This is a genomic window from Sandaracinobacter sp. (assembly GCF_041909755.1).
Lineage (GTDB): Bacteria > Pseudomonadota > Alphaproteobacteria > Sphingomonadales > Sphingomonadaceae > Sandaracinobacteroides.
On record NZ_JAYRCW010000002.1, the window covers coordinates 17546 to 32367 of the forward strand.

The 14822-nt window shown below is 65.6% G+C and carries 16 protein-coding genes and 1 tRNA gene; 13 read left to right on the top strand and 4 right to left on the bottom strand.

The window, feature by feature from the left end:
- Positions 1 to 58: 58 nt before the first annotated feature.
- Both ACE3O8_RS00530 and ACE3O8_RS00535 read left to right on the top strand, forming a co-directional pair.
- Positions 59 to 135: transfer RNA gene (locus ACE3O8_RS00530), tRNA-Arg, on the top strand.
- 115 nt (positions 136 to 250) lie between these two features.
- Positions 251 to 952, top strand: coding sequence for a glutathione S-transferase family protein (locus tag ACE3O8_RS00535; RefSeq protein WP_374385646.1), 702 nt, complete (start codon positions 251 to 253; stop codon positions 950 to 952).
- A 3-nt stretch (positions 953 to 955) separates the two neighbouring features.
- Here ACE3O8_RS00535 and ACE3O8_RS00540 read toward each other — a convergent pair whose 3' ends face one another.
- On the bottom strand, positions 956 to 1678 hold the full coding sequence (locus tag ACE3O8_RS00540) for a glutathione S-transferase N-terminal domain-containing protein (protein ID WP_374385648.1): 723 nt from the start codon (positions 1676 to 1678) through the stop codon (positions 956 to 958).
- Positions 1678 to 2184: a DUF3237 domain-containing protein gene (locus ACE3O8_RS00545; protein ID WP_374385650.1), complete on the bottom strand. Its 507-nt coding sequence runs from the start codon at positions 2182 to 2184 to the stop codon at positions 1678 to 1680. The genes ACE3O8_RS00540 and ACE3O8_RS00545 overlap by 1 nt, the downstream gene beginning before the upstream one ends.
- A gap of 128 nt (positions 2185 to 2312) precedes the next feature.
- Between ACE3O8_RS00545 and ACE3O8_RS00550 the strand changes: the two genes are divergently transcribed.
- The 3 genes from ACE3O8_RS00550 to ACE3O8_RS00560 are packed head-to-tail and all read left to right on the top strand — an operon-like array spanning position 2313 to position 5750.
- Positions 2313 to 4556, top strand: coding sequence for a TonB-dependent receptor (locus ACE3O8_RS00550; protein ID WP_374385652.1), 2244 nt, complete (start codon positions 2313 to 2315; stop codon positions 4554 to 4556).
- A 4-nt stretch (positions 4557 to 4560) separates the two neighbouring features.
- On the top strand, positions 4561 to 5043 hold the full coding sequence (locus ACE3O8_RS00555; protein ID WP_374385654.1) for a nuclear transport factor 2 family protein: 483 nt from the start codon (positions 4561 to 4563) through the stop codon (positions 5041 to 5043).
- Positions 5040 to 5750, top strand: a complete 711-nt coding sequence (locus ACE3O8_RS00560; RefSeq protein WP_374385656.1) for a glutathione binding-like protein — start codon at positions 5040 to 5042, stop codon at positions 5748 to 5750. The genes ACE3O8_RS00555 and ACE3O8_RS00560 overlap by 4 nt, the downstream gene beginning before the upstream one ends.
- On the opposite strand, the gene ACE3O8_RS00565 is transcribed toward ACE3O8_RS00560, so the two are convergent.
- Positions 5747 to 6514 (bottom strand): SDR family NAD(P)-dependent oxidoreductase, encoded by a 768-nt coding sequence (locus ACE3O8_RS00565; RefSeq protein WP_374385658.1) that lies wholly within the window; start codon positions 6512 to 6514, stop codon positions 5747 to 5749. The genes ACE3O8_RS00560 and ACE3O8_RS00565 overlap by 4 nt on opposite strands.
- 115 nt (positions 6515 to 6629) lie before the next feature.
- On the opposite strand from ACE3O8_RS00565, the gene ACE3O8_RS00570 reads away from it, so the two are divergent.
- From ACE3O8_RS00570 to ACE3O8_RS00600, 7 genes are read left to right on the top strand one after another with little or no spacing between them, the layout of a single operon-like run.
- Positions 6630 to 7937 (top strand): spinster family MFS transporter, encoded by a 1308-nt coding sequence (locus ACE3O8_RS00570; protein ID WP_374385660.1) that lies wholly within the window; start codon positions 6630 to 6632, stop codon positions 7935 to 7937.
- Positions 7934 to 8815, top strand: a complete 882-nt coding sequence (locus ACE3O8_RS00575) for an SDR family NAD(P)-dependent oxidoreductase (protein ID WP_374385662.1) — start codon at positions 7934 to 7936, stop codon at positions 8813 to 8815. Before ACE3O8_RS00570 ends, ACE3O8_RS00575 begins: the two co-directional genes overlap by 4 nt.
- A gap of 11 nt (positions 8816 to 8826) precedes the next feature.
- Complete coding sequence (locus tag ACE3O8_RS00580; RefSeq protein ID WP_374385664.1) at positions 8827 to 9216, top strand: nuclear transport factor 2 family protein; 390 nt, start codon at positions 8827 to 8829, stop codon at positions 9214 to 9216.
- A 10-nt stretch (positions 9217 to 9226) separates the two neighbouring features.
- On the top strand, positions 9227 to 9871 hold the full coding sequence (locus tag ACE3O8_RS00585; protein WP_374385666.1) for a carboxymuconolactone decarboxylase family protein: 645 nt from the start codon (positions 9227 to 9229) through the stop codon (positions 9869 to 9871).
- Positions 9868 to 10842 (top strand): SMP-30/gluconolactonase/LRE family protein, encoded by a 975-nt coding sequence (locus ACE3O8_RS00590; RefSeq protein WP_374385668.1) that lies wholly within the window; start codon positions 9868 to 9870, stop codon positions 10840 to 10842. Before ACE3O8_RS00585 ends, ACE3O8_RS00590 begins: the two co-directional genes overlap by 4 nt.
- Positions 10839 to 11459 carry a glutathione S-transferase family protein gene (locus ACE3O8_RS00595; protein WP_374385670.1) on the top strand — a complete coding sequence of 207 codons (621 nt, stop codon included), beginning with the start codon at positions 10839 to 10841 and terminating at the stop codon, positions 11457 to 11459. The genes ACE3O8_RS00590 and ACE3O8_RS00595 overlap by 4 nt, the downstream gene beginning before the upstream one ends.
- An 11-nt stretch (positions 11460 to 11470) precedes the next feature.
- Complete coding sequence (locus ACE3O8_RS00600) at positions 11471 to 12079, top strand: VOC family protein (protein WP_374385672.1); 609 nt, start codon at positions 11471 to 11473, stop codon at positions 12077 to 12079.
- A gap of 23 nt (positions 12080 to 12102) precedes the next feature.
- Here the strand turns inward: ACE3O8_RS00600 and ACE3O8_RS00605 are convergent, their stop codons facing one another.
- On the bottom strand, positions 12103 to 13668 hold the full coding sequence (locus ACE3O8_RS00605; RefSeq protein ID WP_374385674.1) for a long-chain-fatty-acid--CoA ligase: 1566 nt from the start codon (positions 13666 to 13668) through the stop codon (positions 12103 to 12105).
- A gap of 99 nt (positions 13669 to 13767) precedes the next feature.
- On the opposite strand from ACE3O8_RS00605, the gene ACE3O8_RS00610 reads away from it, so the two are divergent.
- Complete coding sequence (locus tag ACE3O8_RS00610) at positions 13768 to 14814, top strand: 5-methyltetrahydropteroyltriglutamate--homocysteine methyltransferase (protein WP_374385676.1); 1047 nt, start codon at positions 13768 to 13770, stop codon at positions 14812 to 14814.
- The last annotated feature ends 8 nt before the right edge of the window (positions 14815 to 14822 follow it).

Here is a 14822-nt window from a genome sequence, read left to right on the forward strand (position 1 = left end):
TGCTGCCTGCGCTTGCAATCCGCTGGCGCGTCCCTTAAAGGACCGCCCTCCAAGGCGCGCGCCCGTAGCTCAGCTGGATAGAGCACCAGACTACGAATCTGGGGGTCGGACGTTCGAATCGTTCCGGGCGCGCCATTTTCCTTGATCCATCACCTTCCGTCAGAACCCCTTGTCCCCTGTGCTTGCGCTGTCGCGCCGTACGGGCCATCTTGCATAGAATACTAAGGAATCAGGCGAAGGGGCAGCCCGGATGATCACACTTTACGGCGGGCCGACGCCCAATGCGCGCAAGATCGCCATTGCGCTGCTGGAAATGGGGCTGGACTGGCGGCTTGAATATATCGACATCCTGGCCGGCGATCAGCTGACGCCGGAATTCCTGGCGCTGAACCCCAACAACAAGACGCCGGTGATCGTGGACGAGGACGGCCCTGCTGGGCGCTTCGTGCTGTGGGAAACCGGGGCGATCCTGCTGTATCTCGCGGAAAAGACCGGGCGTTTCGTGCCCCTTGATCCGGCGAAGCGGGCGATCTGCTGGCAATGGCTGATGCTGCAGGTTTCCGGCATCGGCCCGATGTTCGGGCAGGAAGCGCACTTCACCCATTATGCGAAAGACCGGCACCCCTATGCCATCGAGCGTTATTCCCGCGAGGTGGAGCGGCTGATGCGGGTGCTGGATCAGCGGCTTGGCGAGGCGGAATGGCTGGCAGGCGATGAATACAGCATCGCCGACATGGCAACGCTGCCCTTCCTGCGCCGCCAGCTGATCGACAAGGCGGGGCGCTACCCCAACGTCGACCGGTGGGGCGCCGCAATGCTGGCGCGGCCGGCCGTGGCCGAGGGGATGACGACGGGCACCGCCCGGGCCGAGACGATCGAAGGCGGCCTCACCGGCTTCACCGATGAGCATCGGTCGATCCTCTGGGGCGAGCGGCAGCACGCCCCGCGCTGACGCCTATCGGCGCACGGCACTGCGATTGGCGTCTCCGAACATGTTCGACCATTCCCGGTCATCCAGCGTCTGGTTGCGTCCGAGATATTTGGCGGGGGCTGCAAGATCCGGGCGGGACATCGCGCGGCCGACTGCCGGGCGCTCGCGGATCGCCTCGAACCAGCGGCGGGTGGCGGGCCAGTCATCCAGCGACAGGCCCATCACGAAGGCCGATGCACGGCCCGGCCAGATCGCGATATCGGCAATGCTGTAGCCGGCTCCCCCAACATATGGGCTTTCCGCCAGCCGCCCTTCCAGCACGGTCAGCAGCCGGTTCAGTTCGCTGGTGTAGCGCTTGACGGCATAGTCCTGCCCCGGCGGCGCATAGCGCAGGAAATGGCTGGCCTGCCCGCCCATCGGCCCCAGGCCCGCCACCTGCCAGGTCAGCCAGGAAAGGGCGGTCGCGCGTTCCGGGCCGGTGGCGGCGAGGAAGCGGCCGGATTTTTCCGCGAGATACTGCAGGATCGCGCCGGATTCGAAGACGGTGACGGGCGCGCCTCCCCAGGCCGGCGCATGATCGACGATCGCGGGCAGCTTGTGGTTCGGATTGATCCGGCCGAACTCGGCGGTCAGCTGGTCGCCGTCGAAGATGTCATAGGGGATCACCCGGTACGGCAGCTCCGCTTCTTCCAGCAGGATCGCGATCTTCTGGCCGTTGGGCGTGGCGCAATAATGCAGGTCGATCATCACAGAATCTCGTGAATCACATGGCGAACGCCGAAATCGGTGCGTTCGCCGACGCCGACGGCCAGAATGCCGTTCAGCCAGCCATAGCGCTCGCTCGCGGTTTCGAAGACCGGGGCGATGCGCAGATAATAGCGTGACGGATCGACATCCGGCGCCGACGGATCGGCGAACAGCGCGCGCACATCATCCGGCACCACGCTGCGCCCTGTGTAAGACAGCTGGATCAGCGCGCCGTCCTGCGTGCGCCACACCGATCGCGCGTCGAACGTCCCCACCGCCGAATCGGCGGACAGGCGGCCACCCTGAGACCAGTTCCCCCCGCCCGGCAGAACCTCGCCGCTGAGGCGGGGCCCGAAAACCCGCCCGCCCGTGATGAAACCCAGCCGCCTGTCTCCGAAGGGCGTGGCGCCGATGCCGACCAGCCCGCCGCCGACTTCGAATTCGACCGTGCAGAGATAGGCCGACCTCAGCGCCGCCCTGCCCTTTTCCGCAGCATCCCCCGTCATTGCATGCCTCCTCCCGCGAAACCCACTGGACAAGCTTAAAGCCATTAGTAAACTAAGGGTCAATCAGATTGACGGATGAGGACCGGAGATCCCGTACCGTCGACGAACCACTCAAGGGAGGATTCCGAATGAAGTCCTGCAACTGGATTCTGCTGTCCAGCGTGGCCGCTGCGGCCATGCTGGCTGCTGCGCCTGCCGCCGCTGAAGACGCCGACCAGGCGGAAACCGCCGCCGTCGACACGCCATCGGGCGGGTCCACCGACATCATCGTCACTGCCACCAAGCGCGCGCAGAATGTGCAGGACGTGCCGATCTCGATGGTGGTCGTGTCGGGTGAACAGCTTTCGAAGTTCAATGTCGCCGATGCCCGGGCGATGATGAACTACACGCCGAACGTCTTCGTGCAGACGACAGCTGGCAACAATGTGATCTACATCCGTGGCTTCGGCTCGCCGCCGGCGAACTTCGCCTTCGACCAGTCCGTCTCGCTCTATGTCGATGGCATCTATGCCGGCCGCTCGCGGCAGGCGGAATCGCCCTTCTTCGATCTGGAGCGGGTGGAAGTGCTGCGCGGTCCGCAGGGCGCGCTGTTCGGCAAGAACACCGCGGCCGGCGCCGTCAGCGTCGTGTCCGCCGGGCCAACGCGGGAATTCGAGGGAAAGGTGTCCGGCCTGTACAGCTTCGACATGAAGGGCCCGGACATTTCCGGCTATTTCGCCGGCCCCATTTCCGAAACGCTCGGCTTCCGCGTCGCCTATAATGTCGTCCGGCAAGACGGCTATATCTACAACCGCGCGACCGATCAGGACGATCCGAAGCTGGAACAGGAAACCGTTCGCGGCACGCTGAAGTGGGAGCCTTCGGACCAGTTCGACTACACCGCCAAGGTGCAATATTCGAACCGGCGCTATTCGGGCGGCATCTCCGTCTCCAGCTCGCTCACCGGCCCGCAGGATCCGCAGGAAGATCGCTATCTGGAAGAGTCTGCGCTGGGGCCGGAGGGCATCTGGAACAAGTCGTGGATGATTTCCGGCACCGGAAACATCCAGTTCGGGGATTACACGCTCACGCTGATCACCGGTTACAGCAAGTTCGACGCCAACATCGTCAACGGTTTCGATCAGACGATCCCCAACAGTGGCGGGGCTATCACCAACAACAGCGTTTACAACAGCTTCCCCGAAAAATTCGATCAGTTCTCCCAGGAAATCCGCCTGCTGTCCCCCACCGGCAAGCGCTTCGAGTATATCGTTGGCGCCTATTGGGATTATGGGAATTACGAGCTGCAGCAGCTGCAGGGCTTCAATATCCTGAACCTGTTCGGCAACCCCTATTTCGGCCGCATCGACAGCGTGTTCAATCAACGCGCCGAATCCTATTCGGTGTTCGGTCAGGGGACCTTCAACTTCAACGACGACCTGCGCCTGATCGGAAGCCTGCGCTACACCCACGCCAGCAAGCGCGGCAGCTTCGCTTCGCGACTGGTCTATGGCCCGTTCGCGATCCGGCCCATCTCCAGCGCGCGTGGCGCGATCGACGAAAGCAATGTCGATCCGTCGTTCACGCTGCAATATGACTTCACCGACGACATCATGGGGTATGCCACCTATGGTCAGGGGTCGAAGTCGGGCGGCTTCGTGTCCAACACGCTGGGCACCACCGACAAGACCTTCACCTTCAAGCCGGAAAAATCGACCAACTACGAGGCCGGCATCCGCTCGACGCTGTTCGACCGCAAGGTGGTCGCCAACGTCTCCATCTACAAGACGACGTTCGAGGATCTGCAGGTGTCCGTCTATCAGCCGGCCACCTCCAGCTACCTGACGGGGAACGCGGCCAGCGCCACCTCGAAGGGCATCGAAGGCTCGCTCGCCGTCTATCCCGTGCCCAATTTCGACATCACCGGCTCCGCCTCCTATCAGGATGTGAAGTATGATGATTATCCGGGCGCGGCCTGCCTTGCCTCGCAGCCGTCCACCTGCACCCCGGCCACAAACAACCTTGCCGGATACCCTGTCGCCTATGCCTCCAAGTTCACCGGCAACATCACGGCGCATGCGCGCTTCGACATGGGCGACAACTTCAAGTTCGACATCACCGGGGTGGTCGCCGGGCGTTCGAAGTTCTTCAACTCCGACAACCAGAGCCCGACCTTCGGCGTGCAGAAGGGCTATGCCAAGGTCGACCTTCGGGTCCAGTTCGGCGACCAGGCGGATCGCTGGTACCTCGCCTTCGTGGGCAAGAACCTGACGAATGAGCGGACGACCGGCAGCGCCTTCAACCTGCCGGCGCCGATCACCGCGGCGCCGCGCGCGATCCTCTACCTGGAGCCGACGCGGAACCTCGCGGTCGAGGCCGGCTTCAAGTTCTGACGGCATGAGCGCCGCCGCTTACCTTGACAGGCAAGCGGCGGCGGATGCCGTGCTGGCCTATGCCGAGGCGCTCGACGCCCGCGACTGGGCCGCGTTCCGGGCGCTGTTCACCAACGAGATCCGGCTGGACTATGGTGCCATCGGATCGGTGGTCGGGCCGATAAGCGCCGACGAATGGACGGCCCGCTGCCGCTCTCTCGAAGGCTTTGCCGCCACCGCCCACCGCCTGCACAATATCCGCGCGCATGTGGACGGTGATGGCGCGCGCGCGTCGAGCATCGTCGACGCCGCGCATTTCGTTGAGATCGGGGGCGAGATGCGCATGGGCGACCTGATCGGGCGCTACTCCCATGACCTTGTGCGGGACGGCGGGTGGAAGATCGCGGGCGTCACGCTTTCCGTCAGCGGCTATCCCGCCGGGCGCGCCGCCTTCGAAGCCGTATTCACCGCGGCACGCGCCAACCATGCGGAAAGGCAGGCCCGATGATCGACGTCTATTTCACGCCCACGCCCAACGGCCACAAGATCTCCATCATGCTGGAGGAAGTCGGCCTGCCGCACCAGCTGCTGAAGATGGACATGCTGGCCGGCGACCATCTGACGCCCGATTACCGGCGCATCAATCCCAACGGACGGCTGCCGGCCATCGTGGATCATGCGCCGGTCGGCGGCGGCGCCCCACTGCCGGTGTTCGAGAGCGGAGCGATCCTGTTGTATCTGGCCGAGAAGAGCGGGCAGCTGATGCCGGCCGATCCGCGCCGCCGCAGCCAGGCGCAGCAATGGCTGATGTGGCAGATGGCGAGCTTCGGGCCGATGCAGGGGCAGGCGCATCATTTCATCCGCTATGCGCCAGAGGGGCAGGACTATCCGGTGGCGCGCTATCGCAACGAGACGATCCGCCTGCTGCATGTGCTGAACGGCCGCCTGAAGGAGGCCGAATATCTGGCCGGCGATTACAGCATCGCCGACATCGCCTGCTGGCCCTGGACGCGGGCCATCCGCGCCATCGGGCTGACGCTGGATGACTTTCCCGATGTCGCACGCTGGTTCGCGGCCATCGGAGAGCGCCCCGCCGTGCAGCGCGGCACCGACGTGAAGAATGCCGCAAACCTGTCCAGCGCGCGGCCCGTGCTGACGGAAGAGCAATGGTCGAACCTGTTCGGCACCAACATGCTGGCGGCGCCGACGCGCTAGACCGTGTCGGCCGTGCCCCATTGATGCTCGATACGGCCGTCGATCTTGCGCACGGCAACCCAGTCTCCGCCCTTGCGGCTGTCGTCCGTGACGAGGGCGATCATTCCGTCCGCGATATCCTCGGGCCGGCAGGCCTCGTTGTTCGCAAGCACGTTCAGCATCCAGTCCGACGGGCCGTCGGCGCCTGTCTTGTTGAGGATGGGCGTGTCGGTGAGGCCGGGCAGCACGCCCAGCACGCGGACGTTCCACCGCGCATGAAGTCCGGCGCAGCAGCGGGTGAACATCATCACCCCGGCCTTGGTGGTGGCGTACATCGCATCATGGAAGCCGGTGCCGAGCGCGACGGTGGAGACCGTGTTGACGATGACGCCCCCGCCGCGCGCGTGCATGGCCTGTGCGGCGATCTGGGTCGCGATCACGAGCGAGCCGAGGTTCACGTCGATGATCCAGCCCAGGCGGCCGACATCCGCTTCGGGAAACTGCGGGCCGCCCGCAACCACCCCGGCATTGTTGTGCAGGATGTCCACGTCGCCATGGGCGCGGAACCAGCTTTCGGTCGCGGACAGATCGGCCAGATCAAGGCGGTGAACGGTCGCGATCGCGCCCAATTCGCGCACCTGCCGCGCCGTCTCCTCCAGCCCCGGCCCATCGATGTCGACAAGCGCGATCCCGGCGGCCCCTGCACGCGCAAGCGCAACGGCGCTGGCGCGACCGATACCAGCGGCCGACCCGGTGACGATGGCCGTTTTCGCGCAGATATCCATTTCTCCCCTCCTCCTTTTGACCGCCATCCCACGCCCATTCGTAAAGCACATTGACAGATAAACTTAAATACCTAAGCATTTTCGGGAGGACGCGGAGAACCGCCTGGGGAGAGAGATGACGGAACCGACCGCCGTGCTGGAGGCTGGGGCTGCTGACGGGTCGCAGACCGACCGTTCGCTGGAAATTCGCCGCACGGTGGCGCTGGCGATGCTGTTCCTGGTTGGCACCATCAACTTCGTGGACCGTCAGCTGCTGAGCGTGCTGGTGGAGCCGATCCGGGCCGATATGCAGTTCAGCGACACCCAGTTCGGGCTGCTGACGGGGCTTGCCTTCGCGCTTTTCTATGCGGCGATGGGGGTTCCCGTTGCCATGCTGGCCGACCGCTGGAACCGGGTGAAGCTGATCGCGATCTGCTGCGTGGTGTGGAGCGGCTTCACCGCCGCCTGCGGGCTGGTTTCCAACTTCTGGCAACTCGCGCTCATGCGCTTCGGCGTGGGCGCCGGCGAATCCGGCGGCACGGCGCCTTCGCTGTCGGTGCTGGCGGATTATTACCCGGCGGCCCGGCGGCCGCTGATCATCGCCATCTTCACCCTGAACGGCCCGTTCGGCGTGTTCGTGGGGGCGGCGTTCGGCGGCTGGGCCGCGCACAGCATCGGCTGGCGCAATGCCTTCCTGCTGATCGGGGCCGTCGGCATCCTCGTCGCGCCGCTGCTCTACCTGCTTGTGCGCGAACCGGCGCGCGGCGCGATGGACGGGCACAAGCCGGCCGACACCGCCCTTCCCTTCCTCCAGAGCCTTGCCATGTTCGTCAGCCGCCCGTCGCTCAGGCTGGTGATGATCGGCAGCGGCCTGTCGGCCTTCGTCAGCTATGGCATGCTGAACTGGATCCCCGCCTATCTGATGCGCACGCAGGGAATGCCGATCTCCGCGATGGCGACCTGGTTCGCGCCCGCCGCCGGCATCACATTCGGCATCGGCATGCTGGGCGGCGGCTGGCTGGTCACGCACCTCGCCGCCCGGTCACCCCGCGCCTATGGGCTGATCCCCGCGATCGCCAGCCTCATCATCGCGCCCTCCCTGATCGCGGCCCTTATGGCCGACAGCTGGCAGCTATCGCTGGCGCTGATGATGATCCCGATGGCGGCCTGCACCGCCTATGTGGCGCCCGCCCTTGCGCTTGTGCAGAACCTCACGCCGCCGCGTTCGCGGGCGACGGCGGCGGCCGTGCTGATGCTGATGTTCAACATCGTCGGCCTTGGCCTGGGGCCGCTGTTCGTCGGCGGCGTCAGCGATTGGCTGAAGCCCGTGCATGGCGATGCCAGCCTGCGCTGGGCGCTGATGACATTGGTGCCGTTCGCGATTGCGGCGGCCGTGGCGCAGCTGGCGATGACACGCCACCTTGAAAAGGATCTGGCGGAATGACCGATGTTGCCGGCAAGACCGCGTTCATCACCGGCGGCGCCAGCGGGCTGGGGCTCGCCACAGCGCGGGCGCTTGCGGCAAGGGGCGCATCGCTGGTGCTGGCCGACATCGACACCGACCGGGTGACGGCGGCCGCGAGGGACCTCTCCGATGCGGGCGCACGGGCCATGGGCGTGACGCTGGATGTCACCAGCGAAGCCGGCTGGGCAGCCGCAGGAGAGGCCGCGCGCGCCTTTGGCCCTGTCAGCATCCTGTTCAGCAATGCGGGCGTCGGCGGCGGGTCGGGGCCGTTCGAACGATATGACACCGAGGTATGGCGCTGGAACTATGCGGTGAACGCGCACGCCCATCTCTATGCCTGCCGCACCTTCCTGGGGGACATGAAGGCCAGCGGAAATCCGGCGCACCTCGTCATCACTTCGTCGATGGTCGCGATCGTGCCGCCGCCGATCTCGGTCGCCTACATCAGCTCCAAATATGCGACGCTGGGGATCGCCATGGCGCTCAGGAACGAACTGGCGCCAACCCGTGTCGGCATCTCGGTGCTGATGCCGGGCATGTCGGCCACGCGGATCGTGGAAACCACGCGCGATCTTCGACCGGCAGAGGTGGAAGCGGGGCAGGCGGCGGCGACCAGCCAGGCGATGCAGGGCGTGCTGGCGGGCGGCATGTCGCCGGCGCGGATCGGCGAGCGGGTCGTGCGGGCGATCGAGGACGACGAGTTCTGGATCTTCACCCACCCGGAGTGGAAGGACATGGCCGAGGCGGTGACGGGCGACATGCTGGCGGCCTTCGGCCCATCGGCCGACCCGGATTACCGTGGTGACGACATCGCGGGGCTGATCGCGGCCAATGGCGGCCGCATGTTCGGACGCTGAGGAGGACGGAAATGGCGGAACAGGACGAGATCCGGGCAATGGCGACGCGCTTCTTCGACGCCATCGAGCAGGGCGACATCGAAACCATGCAGGCAAGCTTCACGCCCGACGCCGAGATCTGGCACAACACCGACGAACTGATCGTGACCCCTGAACAGACGGCGAAGACGCTGACCGGCATGGTCGCCCGCATCACCGACCGCGAATATGCCGACCGGCGGCTGACCACATTCCCCGGCGGCTTCGTCCAGCAGCATGTGCTGAAGGGAAAGCGCACGCACGACGGCGGATTGGTGCGCCTGCCCTGCGCCATCATCTGCCGGGTCGTCGATGGCAGGATCACCCGGCTGGACGAGTATTTCGACTCTGCCCATGTCGCCGAATTCCGCAAATTTGCCTGAGGAGGCCCGAATGCCAATCCTGCGCCAGGTTCCGCGCGCCGAAGTCACCAACGAAACGGTGCTGGCCTATTACAACCGCCTGTTCGGAGACCGCGATCCCGTCGCCGAGCCGGGAACCGCCACCGGCACGCCCGGCGACTGGTGGACGGTCTATGCGCTGGCGCCCGACATCTTCAAGCATGCGATCGACGGCTTCGCGGTCTATCGCCACCCGGACCGCAAGATCGATCCGGTGCTGCGCGAACTGGGCCAGACCCGCGCCGGCTGGGTGAAGCAGAGCCAGTTCGTCTTTTCCCAGCATTGCAAGTCGCTGCGCGGCCTCGGGGTCAGCGAGGAAAAGATCGCCGGCATCCCCTTCTGGCAGGTGGCGGACTGCTACAACGACCAGGAGCGCGCCGTGCTCGCCTATGCCGATTGCCTCAGCCAGGCCGGCGGCCGCGTGCCGGACGAGGTGTTCGCCAAGCTCAAGAGCTTCTGGAGCGACGAGCAGATCTTCGAATTCACCTACATCACCTGCCTCTATGACATGCATGCCGTGATCACGCGCGCGCTCCGGATGGAGTATGACAATCGCACGGATCCCATCGTGGAAATCGCCGCGCCGGAGGGCTTCAGCGCCGCCGACTTCCTGAGCGCCCCGCGTCCCAGGGAATGAGCGGTTACGGCACCCCCGAAGTGGTCGCGACCGGCCTTCGCTTTCCCGAAGGCCCGGTGGCGCTGGCCGACGGATCGGTGCTGCTGGTCGAAATCGCCCGCGGAACGCTGACGCGCGTTTCGCCGGACGGCACGCTTGCGGTGGTGGCCGAGCTGGGCGGTGGCCCGAACGGGCTGGCGATCGGTCCCGACGGCGCCGCCTATGTGTGCAACAACGGCGGCTTCCAGTGGCACGAAGCCGGCGGGCTTCTGTTCCCCGGCCACGCTGCGAACGACAAGGCTTGCGGCAGCATCCAGCGCGTCGATCTGACGACGGGGGACGTGACGACGCTGTATGACAGCTTCGAGGGCGAGCGGCTGAAAGGGCCGAACGACCTGGTGTTCGATGCCCATGGCGGCTTCTGGTTCAGCGACCATGGGCAGGTTCGTGACAGCGGCCGGGATCATGGCGCGCTCTATCATGCAGCCGCAGACGGCTCGCGCATCAGCCGGCAGCGGGCGCAGATGATGGGGCCGAATGGCGTCGGGCTTTCAGCCGACGGCCGCACCCTGTTCGTCAGCGAGACGATGACCGCCCGGCTCTGGGCGATGGAGATTGTCTCGCCCGGCGTGCTTGCGCCGCCCGGCCCCTGGTCCCCGGGGCGGTTTATCGGAACGCCGCCGGCCTTCCGCCTGCTGGACAGTCTGGCGGTCGAGGAATCCGGGCATGTCTGCGTGGCGACGATGGTGGAAGGCGGGATCAGCATCTTCGGGCCGGATGGCGACCAGGCATTTCTGCCCCTGCCCGACATCGGCATCACCAACATCTGCTTCGGCGGGCCCGACAGGCGGGACGCCTATGTGACCGCCTCGACCACCGGCACCCTCTATCGCATCCGCTGGCCGAGGCCGGGGGTACCATTGCACAATTCGTCAATCAAATTGACGATTGCCGGCGAATGGCCGTATAGAGAGGCAAGAGGACGGGCATGAAATTCTACAACTCGGTCGGGCCGAATCCGCGTGTCGTGAAGATGTTCATGGCCGAACGGGGCGTGACGATCCCCGAAGTGGAAATCGACCTGCGCGGCGGGGAGAACCGGCGCGCGCCCTATAATGTGTCGGTCAATCCGGCCGGGCAGACACCGGCGCTGGAGCTGGACGATGGCTCGGTGCTGACCGAGGTGACGGCCATCTGCGAATATCTGGACGAGGTTTCCCCCGGCCAATCCCTCATCGGGGATACGCCGGAGGCGCGCGCCATGACCCGCATGTGGACCCGCCGCATCGATCTGAAGATCTGCGAGCCGCTGACCAACGGCTTCCGCTTCGCCGAGGGGCTGCCGATGTTCACCCCCCGGATGCGCGTGCTGCCCGAGGCGGCCGCCGGGCTGAAGGCCATGGCGCAGGATGGCTACAGATGGCTCGATCCGATGATCGCCGGCCGCGCCTTCGTCGCCGGAGACCGGCTGACCCTGGCCGACGTGTTGCTGTTCGCCTTTGTCGATTTCGGCTTCCAGGTTGGCCAGCCGGTCGCCCCGGAATGCACCAATCTGCTGGGCTGGTATGAGCGCATGAAGGCTCGCCCCAGCGCCAACCCGACTGTCTGAGGAGGAAGATCATGGCCGAGACAAACACCCAGTTCGAGTTCCGGGGCGTCAATCACCTCGCGCTCGTCTGCAAGGATATGGCGAAAACCGTCGAGTTCTACCGCGACGTGCTGGGCATGCCGCTGGTGAAGACGCTGGACCTGCCCGGCGGCAACGGCCAGCACTTCTTCTTCGATATCGGCAATGGCGACAGCCTGGCCTTCTTCTGGTTCCCCACCGCCCCAGAGGCCGTTCCGGGCATCTCCGCCCCGGAAGCGCTGCCGACGCGCGGCAACTTCATGTCGGCGCATGGATCGATGAACCACATCGCCTTCAACGTGCCGGCCGAGAAGTTCGATGAATATTACCAGCGCCTCATCGACAAGGGCGTGGATGTCACCCAGGTGCTGAACCACGACAATTCGCCCACCCAGTCTTCGCCGGAAATGAACGACGGCGTCTATGTCCGCTCGGTCTATTTCTTCGATCCGGACGGCGTCTGCCTGGAATTCGCCGCCTGGACCCAGACCTTCGACGAAAGCGACGTGGCGCACGATCCGATGCAGGCCGATGGCACCAAGCGCCAAGGCCTGATCCTCGCGCATGCGCTGGCCCGCAATGATGCGGCGATGGCGAAATAGGCGTGTGAACGGGGCCCGGGCCGTCAGCCGACTGCCCGGCTCTGCCCTTCCCAATAAGGCTGGCGAAGTTCGCGCCGCAGCACCTTGCCGGACGGGTTTCGCGGCAGCGCCTCGATGAAATCCACGCTCTTGGGTGCCTTGTAGCCGGCGATCCGCGCCCGCGCCCAGGCGATGATGTCCTCCCGCGCGGGGCTGTGGCCGGGGGCGGCGACGATCAGCGCCTTCACGGCCTCGCCCCATTTCGCGTCGGGCACGCCGATCACCGCCACATCTGCGACACCGGGGCAGCCCATGATCGCGCTTTCGACTTCCGCCGGATAGACATTCTCGCCGCCGGACACGATCATGTCCTTGATGCGGTCGTGGACGAAATAGAAGCCGTCGGCGTCGCGATAGCCGACATCGCCTGTCCGCAGCCAGCCGCTGCCGATCGCCTCTTCCGTGGCGGCGTCCCGGTTCCAGTATTTCTTCATCACCACGTCGCCGCGAATGACGATCTCCCCGATCTCGCCGTCGCCCAGCGGATTGCCGTCGGCATCGATGATCGCCATGTCCGTGCCGGGCCAGGGCTGACCGCAGGAGGTGAGCTTGCCCGGCAGATCATGCGCGGACGGGGAGAGGTAGGAGCCGCCGCCCGTCGATTCCGTCATGCCGTAGAATTGCACGAACTTGCAGCCAAAGGTGGCCCGCGCGCCCCGCAACACGGCTTCCGCAATCGGCGAGGCGCCATAGGCGATGGACCTGAGCGCGGAATAATCGCCGCCCCCGGCTTCCGGCTGCTGCAACATCATCTGGATCATGGCGGGTGCGAGGAAGGCGTGGGCGACCCGTTCCGCCGCAAACAGGCGGATGGCGTCTGCGGCTGAGAAATCCTTCACCAGCACGATGCGGCTGCCCTGTGCCAGCCCCGCGAAGCTGACGTTGGTGCCCGCCACATGGAACAAGGGCATGACGATCATCACCGTCTCGCCCTCGTCATAGGCGAAGCCGTCCACCTCGGCCGCCATCTGCAGGAAGCGGCTGTAGTTGCGGTTTTCCAGCACCACGCCCTTGGGAAGCCCGGTGGTGCCGCTGGTGTAGAGCTGGAGGACGTCATCCTCCTGCCGGGGCCGGTCGGCCGGCGGCGTCGCCGGCGCAGCGCCGATCCATTCGTTTAGCGGCTGGAATGCCGGATGCGCGCCATACAGCGCGACGAGCTGCGGCCTGTCCGCCATGCCGTCGACAGCGGCGAGCGCGGTTTCGAAGAAATCCTCGCCCACGAACAGCAGTTTCGGGGCGGCATCGCCCAGGATGAAGGCGATTTCCCGCGCCGTCAGGCGGCAGTTGATGGGGGCAAGGCACGCCCGCGCCCGCGCCGTGCCGAAGAACAGCGGATACCAGAAATCATGGTTCTTGCTGAGCACGGATACCCTGTCGCCTGGCCGGATGCCGGATGCCGCCAGCCGGTTCGAGATCCGGTTCGAAACGGCATCAAGCTGGGCGAAACTGGTTTCCCGGTCACCGAACCTGATCGCGATATCCTGCCCGTGGCGCGCGGCATGGGCGGCCGGAATGTCCGCCAGTGTCCGGATTGCCTCCAGATCGATCATCCAACTCTCTCCCCACGTCACCGAATCTGTTTCATTCTGCTTGAATTGGGTAGAATACTAAGCAATGCCGTCGAGACTGACAATCTGAAGGGAATTGCCTTGCGCGGCCATCCTATCCTGCCGACGACCATCGTGGGAAGCTATCCCCAGCCGGACTGGCTGATCGACCGGGAGCGGCTGAAGGCCAGCCTGCCGCCGCGCGTGCGCGCCGAAACGCTGTGGCGGATTCCGGAGCCGTGGCTGGCCGACGCGCAGGAAGCCGCCACGCTGATGGCGATCCGCGACCAGGAAGAACTCGGCATCGACATCGTCGGCGACGGCGAGATGCGGCGGGAAAGCTATTCCAACCGGCTGGCGACCGCCCTTTCCGGCATCGATACCGAAAAGCACGGCACCGCCATCGACCGCACGGGGAAGGCGAACCCGGTGCCGCTCGTTTCGGGCCCGATCCGGCGGTTGGGCCCCATCGAGGCGCAGGATGCGGCCTTCCTGCGGCGGCACACCACGAAGCCGGTGAAGCTGACGCTGCCCGGCCCCTTCACCATGACGCAGCAGGCCGAAAATGGATTCTACCCGGACGCCCGCGCGCTGGCGATGGACTATGCCGATGCGGTCAATGCCGAAGTCCGCGACCTGTTCGCAGCCGGCGTCGACGTGGTGCAGCTGGACGAACCCTATCTGCAGGCCCGTGCGGCCGAAGCGAACGCCTATGCCATCGAAGCGATCAACCGTTCGCTCGACGGGGTGGAGGGCACGACCGCGCTGCACATCTGCTTCGGCTACGCGATGGTGCATGGCGCGCATGTCGCAAAACCCAAGGCCTATGATTTCCTCGCCGAACTCGATGCCTCGGTGGTGGATGTGATCTCCATCGAGGCGGCGCAGCCGGGGCTGGATCCCGCCATCCTCGAAGACCTGCCGAACAAGATCATCATGTATGGCGTGCTGGATCTCTCCACGCCCGAGGTGGAGACACCGGAAACGGTGGCGGCGCGCATCCGGCAGGCGCTGCGGCATGTCGATGCCGAACGGCTGTGGATCGCGCCCGACTGCGGGATGAAATATCACAGCCGCGAACAGTCGCAGGCGAAGCTGAGGGCAATGGTGCAGGGGACGGAACTCGTCCGCGCCGAACTGAAGTCCTAGGGAAACGG

Bases quoted from the DNA above. Each gene is read 5' to 3' on its own strand.
- ACE3O8_RS00535 (WP_374385646.1), top strand. From the start codon at position 251: ATGATCACACTTTACGGCGGGCCGACGCCCAATGCGCGCAAGATCGCC.
- ACE3O8_RS00540 (WP_374385648.1), bottom strand. From the start codon at position 1,678: ATGATCGACCTGCATTATTGCGCCACGCCCAACGGCCAGAAGATCGCG.
- ACE3O8_RS00545 (WP_374385650.1), bottom strand. From the start codon at position 2,184: ATGACGGGGGATGCTGCGGAAAAGGGCAGGGCGGCGCTGAGGTCGGCC.
- ACE3O8_RS00550 (WP_374385652.1), top strand. From the start codon at position 2,313: ATGAAGTCCTGCAACTGGATTCTGCTGTCCAGCGTGGCCGCTGCGGCC.
- ACE3O8_RS00555 (WP_374385654.1), top strand. From the start codon at position 4,561: ATGAGCGCCGCCGCTTACCTTGACAGGCAAGCGGCGGCGGATGCCGTG.
- ACE3O8_RS00560 (WP_374385656.1), top strand. From the start codon at position 5,040: ATGATCGACGTCTATTTCACGCCCACGCCCAACGGCCACAAGATCTCC.
- ACE3O8_RS00565 (WP_374385658.1), bottom strand. From the start codon at position 6,514: ATGGATATCTGCGCGAAAACGGCCATCGTCACCGGGTCGGCCGCTGGT.
- ACE3O8_RS00570 (WP_374385660.1), top strand. From the start codon at position 6,630: ATGACGGAACCGACCGCCGTGCTGGAGGCTGGGGCTGCTGACGGGTCG.
- ACE3O8_RS00575 (WP_374385662.1), top strand. From the start codon at position 7,934: ATGACCGATGTTGCCGGCAAGACCGCGTTCATCACCGGCGGCGCCAGC.
- ACE3O8_RS00580 (WP_374385664.1), top strand. From the start codon at position 8,827: ATGGCGGAACAGGACGAGATCCGGGCAATGGCGACGCGCTTCTTCGAC.
- ACE3O8_RS00585 (WP_374385666.1), top strand. From the start codon at position 9,227: ATGCCAATCCTGCGCCAGGTTCCGCGCGCCGAAGTCACCAACGAAACG.
- ACE3O8_RS00590 (WP_374385668.1), top strand. From the start codon at position 9,868: ATGAGCGGTTACGGCACCCCCGAAGTGGTCGCGACCGGCCTTCGCTTT.
- ACE3O8_RS00595 (WP_374385670.1), top strand. From the start codon at position 10,839: ATGAAATTCTACAACTCGGTCGGGCCGAATCCGCGTGTCGTGAAGATG.
- ACE3O8_RS00600 (WP_374385672.1), top strand. From the start codon at position 11,471: ATGGCCGAGACAAACACCCAGTTCGAGTTCCGGGGCGTCAATCACCTC.
- ACE3O8_RS00605 (WP_374385674.1), bottom strand. From the start codon at position 13,668: ATGATCGATCTGGAGGCAATCCGGACACTGGCGGACATTCCGGCCGCC.